7 protein-coding genes and 1 pseudogene are annotated in these 5,481 nt (G+C 73.5%); 4 read left to right on the top strand and 4 right to left on the bottom strand.

The annotated features are described in order from the left end of the window. Positions 1–328: pseudogene (locus tag D1825_RS18085) on the top strand (DNA polymerase III subunit gamma and tau); the annotation flags it as partial. A 3-nt stretch (positions 329–331) separates the two neighbouring features. Here D1825_RS18085 and D1825_RS01445 read toward each other — a convergent pair. Together D1825_RS01445 and D1825_RS01440 are read right to left on the bottom strand one after the other, a co-directional pair. Further along, complete coding sequence (locus D1825_RS01445) at positions 332–760, bottom strand: pentapeptide repeat-containing protein (protein ID WP_118765732.1); 429 nt, start codon at positions 758–760, stop codon at positions 332–334. A 49-nt stretch (positions 761–809) separates the two neighbouring features. Next, positions 810–1,337 (bottom strand): hypothetical protein, encoded by a 528-nt coding sequence (locus D1825_RS01440; RefSeq protein WP_138067273.1) that lies wholly within the window; start codon positions 1,335–1,337, stop codon positions 810–812. Between the two features lie 174 nt (positions 1,338–1,511). Between D1825_RS01440 and recR the strand changes: the two genes are divergently transcribed. Next, positions 1,512–2,111: a recombination mediator RecR gene (gene recR, locus D1825_RS01435; RefSeq protein ID WP_118765729.1), complete on the top strand. Its 600-nt coding sequence runs from the start codon at positions 1,512–1,514 to the stop codon at positions 2,109–2,111. Positions 2,112–2,127: 16 nt separating this feature from the next. Next, entirely contained in the window at positions 2,128–2,691 is a 564-nt protein-coding gene (locus D1825_RS01430) for a DUF5063 domain-containing protein (protein WP_118765728.1), read from the top strand. A 3-nt stretch (positions 2,692–2,694) separates the two neighbouring features. Here the strand turns inward: D1825_RS01430 and D1825_RS01425 are convergent, their stop codons facing one another. Together D1825_RS01425 and D1825_RS01420 are read right to left on the bottom strand one after the other, a co-directional pair. Further along, positions 2,695–3,816 carry an ABC transporter permease gene (locus tag D1825_RS01425; protein WP_325051451.1) on the bottom strand — a complete coding sequence of 374 codons (1,122 nt, stop codon included), beginning with the start codon at positions 3,814–3,816 and terminating at the stop codon, positions 2,695–2,697. Continuing rightward, entirely contained in the window at positions 3,813–4,778 is a 966-nt protein-coding gene (locus D1825_RS01420) for an ABC transporter ATP-binding protein (protein ID WP_118765727.1), read from the bottom strand. Before D1825_RS01420 ends, D1825_RS01425 begins: the two co-directional genes overlap by 4 nt. A 217-nt stretch (positions 4,779–4,995) precedes the next feature. Between D1825_RS01420 and D1825_RS01415 the strand changes: the two genes are divergently transcribed. Then, positions 4,996–5,481 (top strand): aspartate kinase family protein (locus D1825_RS01415; protein ID WP_456064387.1); only part of this gene is annotated, 486 nt, incomplete at its 3' end.

Below are 5,481 nucleotides of genomic sequence, written 5' to 3'. Positions count from 1 at the left end.
GCGGGCTGCGGCGTCGTGGGACCAAGAGCCGCCCCCGCCGCCGGAGCCCCCGGCCGACGACCCGAGCCTCGCCGAGGACCCCTGGGCCGCCCCGCGCCCGGCGGGCGACCAGGCGCCGAGCAGCGACGACCAGCGCACCGACGGGCCGTCGGCGCGCGAGCGCGGTGCGGCCGCGGCAGCCGCCGCGCGCCCGGCCGTGACCGAGGACGACGACCCGTCGCCGGACGACCCGGACATCACCTCGAGCAACCTCGTCGGCGCACCGCTGGTCGCGCAGATGCTCGGCGGCACGGTCATCGACGAGGAGCTCGACGACCGCAGCATGTGACGGTCAGGAGCGGTCGGGCCAGACGTCGGACTCGTCGCTCACCGCAGCCCAGTCGCGTGGGTCGGTACGGGCGCCGGTCAGGATCGTCGGGGTCGCGCTGCCCGCGGGACCGGAGGTGCCGAAGACCGCGCCGCGCAGGTCGGCACCCCGAAGGTCGGCCCGTGTGAGGTCGCAGCCGAAGAACCTGGTGCCGCGCAGCGAGGCCCCCCGGAGGTCGGCGCGCGAGAAGTCGCACCGCAGGAAGACGACTCCGTCGAGCGTGGACTGCCGCAGGTCGGCGCCGACGAACAGGCAACGCGTGAACCAGGCGAGCCGTGGTGTGCGCACCGAGATCAGGTCGGCACTCGTCAGGTCGATGTCACGGAGCCGCGCGCCGTAGCGAAGGTCCGAGAACCAGGCGGCCCACGAGTCGTCGGACGGTCGGGAGAGCATGGCGCCGATCGTCTCGCACGCGATCGCCACGCGTCACGGTCATAGCCCGTCAGACGTCGGCGTTGTACTCCAGCGTTGCCGTCAAGGTGCCGGACTTCCCGCCGACCATCGCGCCGTAGGCCACGCGGCCGTGCGCGCCATGTGCGGTGCCGGCTGCCGCGTCGAGGATCGACGACGTCGGATCGGCGGCGTGGTCGGCGCAGGACTTCTCGAGGCCGTCGACGTCGATTGCGGCGTCGGTCGGCCACTCGCGCTCGGCGTGGTCGAGCCACGCGACGAGCTCGGCGCACCGCTGCGCGGCCGAGCCCGCGTCGACCGGGCTGATCCAGGTGATCTTGACGCCGTCGGGCTGGTCGCCGGCCTCGAAGGTGACCGGCACGGAGTCGACGACCTCGGCCCGGTCGTTGTCCGGCAGCGGTTGGTCGAGCGCGTCCTGCGGGGTGGCGGTCCAGCCCGGCGGGCCGCCGAACGCGATGAGGTCGTGCGCCTGGTCCTCGGCGTCGGTCGGGCCGGAGCAGCCCGCAAGGACGGCGGCCGACGCGAGCGCGACGACGAGCACGGCGGGCATCCGGCGCACGGCGCCTCCTTCGGACGTGGCCCCGCACGTGCGCGGGACAGCGCGAGGCTCGCAGAGAACGCTGGGAGAACGCCGAGAGCTGGCTGGTGCCTCGCCGAGATCCGCCGGAACTCGTGCGTTCGGCCCGCGGGGGCGTCCGACCCAGGCGTCCGCCCACCCCGTAGGCTGGCGGTCGTGTACGAAGGCGCGGTCCAGGACCTGATCGACGAGCTCGGGCGGTTGCCCGGAGTCGGCCCCAAGAGCGCCCAGCGCATCGCGTTCCACATCCTGTCCGCGGACGCGGCAGACGTCCGCCGGCTCTCGGACGCGATCGTCGAGGTCAAGGCGCGCGTGCGGTTCTGCGACGTCTGCGGGAACGTGACGCAGGAGGACCTGTGCCGCGTCTGCCGTGACCCGCGCCGCTCGCCCGCGTCGATCTGCGTGGTCGAGGAGTCCAAGGACGTCGTCGCCATCGAGCGCACGCGCGAGTTCCGCGGCAAGTACCACGTGCTCGGCGGCGCCATCAACCCGATCGCGGGCGTCGGCCCGGACGACCTGCGCATCGCGCAGCTCATGACGCGCCTCGCCGACGGCACCGTCACCGAGGTCATCCTCGCCACCGACCCCAACGTCGAGGGCGAGGCCACGGCGACCTACCTCGCGCGCCTGCTGGTGCCCATGGGCCTGACGGTCAGCCGTCTCGCCTCGGGCCTGCCGGTGGGCGGGGACCTGGAGTACGCCGACGAGGTGACGCTCGGCCGCGCGTTCGAGGGCCGACGACGGATCAGCGCATGAGCACCGGGAGGGCCGCATGACCAGCACCGACGCCGACGTGCGCGACATCGCCCAGGCGGTCGCCGAGGAGTCGCGGACCTTCCTGACGACCATCACCGAGGTCGGCGCGGGCGGCGCCCCCGAGGCCGCGCTCCCGCTCCTCCTGCTCGCCGTCTCCGACCTGCTCGCCGCGGGCGCCCGGCTCGGCGCGACGACCGACGTCGTCCCCGCCGAGCGGTTCGAGCCCGACGTCGGCCCGGACCCGGACCTCGAGCCCCTGCGTGGCGCGCTCGCGAACGCGCTCGAGGGCGTCGACGAGTACTCCGAGGTCGTCGACCCGCTGCTCGCCGCGGACGTCGAGGCCGTCACCCTGTCCGGCAACCTCGTCGCGATCGCCGGCGCGCTGGCCCAGGGCTTGCGGCACTACGAGACCGGCGGCGTGCTCGAGGCGCTGTGGTGGTGGCAGTTCTCCTACCTGTCCGACTGGGGCGAGCGCGCGTCCAGCGTGCTGCGCACCCTCCAGTCGATCCTCGCCCACCTGCGCCTCGACGTGGCCGACGACGTCGCCGCCGAGGCGGAGTACGACGCGCTGCAGCCGTAAGGCTCAGGCCACCCGGGTCCCGCGCGCGAGCGTGCGGGACGGGATCGCCAGCCGGCGGACGGCGATGACGAACCCGGCCGCACCCAGGGCGAGGTTGGCGGCCAGCCCCCACGGCCAGATCGCGCTGTCGTCGCCGCGCTGGTCGTTCGCGGGCAGCGAGTCCGACGCGTAGTAGCACTGGTTGTCGACGCGGTTCGGCGTGCGCAGGCTGCGGACGCCGTCACGGATCGACCCCAACGGGTCGGCGCTGCTGCCGTAGTCGTCGTGGACGATCGGTCCGGTTCCGGCGCCGTCGGCGACGACGACGAAGGGGTTGATCCCCAGCAGCCACCAGGTCCGCTCGGTGTGCGCGACGGTCTGCACCTGGGTCGTGAACCCGCACTCCATGTCCTCGCCGAACGTCGAGCCGTCCACGGGTCCCCAGACCTGCACGTTCTCCTCCTGCTCGACCGAGGAGAACGTCAGGCCGAAGAGCATGGGGGTCAGCAGCACGAGCGCCGCGACGGTGATGAACGTCAGGACCGTCGAGCCGGCGGTCCGCGACACGAGCGCGGAGAAGCCCAGCCCGATCCCGCAGACGGACACGAGCAGCAGCGCGACGATCACGACGACGCGCACCACGGCGAACGGCGGGGTGTCGCCCATGAAGAGCGCGACGACGAGGAACGGGATGCTCAGCACCAGGAACGCGCACGCCGCGAGCCAGGCGGCCGCGAGCTTGCCGAGCGCGATCTCCGCGGGACTCAGGAGCGTGACCTGCAGCGTCGCGAGCGTGCCCGCGTTGCGATCGCCGTTGACGGCCGTCGAGGTGAGCGTCGGCGTGACCAGCAGGCCGAGGCCGAGGACGAGGAAGACGACTGCCCCGAACATCAGCGGTCCCGAGTTGCCGGTGCCGAGCATCGCGTCGCTCAGGAACCCGGACAGCAGGAGCGTGAGCCCGCCGACCACGACGAACCACACGACGAGCGCGACGATCCACCGCGTCGAGCGCACGCGCTGGCGCAGCTCGAGCTGCGCGACCGTGCGCACGCCGTGCCAGGAGACGCCCCAGGTCCCGCGCCGCGAGATGCGCGGCTGCTCGGGAGCCTTCGGCTCGTCGATCGCGATGGGCGACATGGAGGTCATCGCCGCTCCTCCTCGAGGGTCAGGTAGGCCTGTTCGAGCGCACCCGCGACGGGCGCGAGGGAGGTCAGCGGCACGCCGGCGGCGACCGCGTCGCGCACCAGCTGCGCGGCTCCCTCGTCGCCCGAGACCTCCAGCAGGACGCTGCCCGGGCCGTCGGGGGTGCCCTCACCAGGACGCCAGGCGGCCCCGACGGCGGTCAGCCAACCGGTCAGCGCGCCGAGCGAGAGCGCCCGCACGTGCCAGGTGCTGCGCGTCGTGATGGTCTCGGGGACGACCGAGCGCCCGCGCGAGATGAACACCGCGTCGTCGGCCATCTCCTCGAGCTCGGACAGGACGTGGCTCGAGACGAGCACCGTGCGCCCCTCGTCGGCCAGCTTCCGCAGCAGGATCCGCAGGTCGACGCGCGAGCGCGGGTCGAGTCCGCTGGCAGGCTCGTCGAGCAGCAGGACGTCGGGGGAGTGCACGAGCGCGCGGGCGAGGCCGAGCCGCTGCTTCTGCCCGCGGGACAGCACGCTCGCCGGGCGGTCGGCGTACTCGTGCAGGTGGACCGTGGCGAGCAGCTCGTCGACCCGTACCCGCGCGGTGGCGGTCGGGATCCGGTAGGCGGCCGCGAACGTGAGCAGCACCTGGCGGGCGGTGAGCGTGTCCCAGGTGCCGAACGCATCGGGCATCCACCCGGTGCGGGCCCGGGCGGCGGGACCGTCGGCGACCGGGTCGTGGCCCGCGACGCGCACGGTCCCGGTGTCGGGGACCAGCAGGCCGGCGAGCACCAGGAGCAGGGTCGTCTTGCCCGAGCCGTTGGGCCCGACGAGCGCCGTGATCCGTCCGGCGCGCGCCTCGAGGTCGATCGCGTCGAGCGCGCGCACCGCGCCGAACGAGCGGGACACCCCCCGCACGACGATCCCCGGGGGTGGCCCGGCGGCGGGCGGGGTGACGGCGGAGTCCGCGACATCGGTCGACATGGCCCGAACGTAGAGCCCGCGGGCCGCGTCGCGCAGCCAAACCTGTGCGCAATCTGTGCAGACCTCGCGCGAGCCGACCTGGCGCTCCTCCGATGGGATGGGAACCGCGAGCAGCCCGCGCGGCCGAGGGCGTCCGGCATGCGGAAAGTCCTCGTTCCGCATCCTGGGCGGAACGTAGACTCGCGCGCGTCCTGCCCACCCATCCGGAGCATCCCTCGTGGCCCTCATCGTGCAGAAGTACGGCGGCTCCTCCGTCGCCGACGCCACCAGCATCAAGCGCGTCGCGAAGCGGGTCGCCGAGGCCAAGCGGGCGGGCCACGACGTCGTGGTCGTCGTCTCGGCCATGGGCGACACCACGGACGAGCTCATCGACCTCGCCAACCAGGTGACCCCGATGCCTCCGCAGCGCGAGATGGACATCCTGCTCACGGCGGGCGAGCGCATCTCGATGTCGCTGCTGGCCATGGCGATCCACAACCTCGGCGTCGACGCGAAGTCCTTCACGGGCCAGCAGGCCGGCGTGATCACCGACGAGGCGTACGGCAAGGCGCGCATCATCGACGTGAGCCCGAGCCGGATCAAGGACACGGTCGCCCGGGGCGAGGTCGCGATCGTCGCAGGCTTCCAGGGCGTGAACCCGACGACGAACGACGTCACGACGCTCGGCCGCGGCGGCTCGGACACCACCGCGGTCGCCCTGGCG

Origin of the sequence: Cellulomonas rhizosphaerae (assembly GCF_003470205.1) — a bacterium.
Lineage (GTDB): Bacteria > Actinomycetota > Actinomycetes > Actinomycetales > Cellulomonadaceae > Cellulomonas > Cellulomonas rhizosphaerae.
This window is presented reverse-complemented; position numbering and strand designations above follow the sequence as displayed.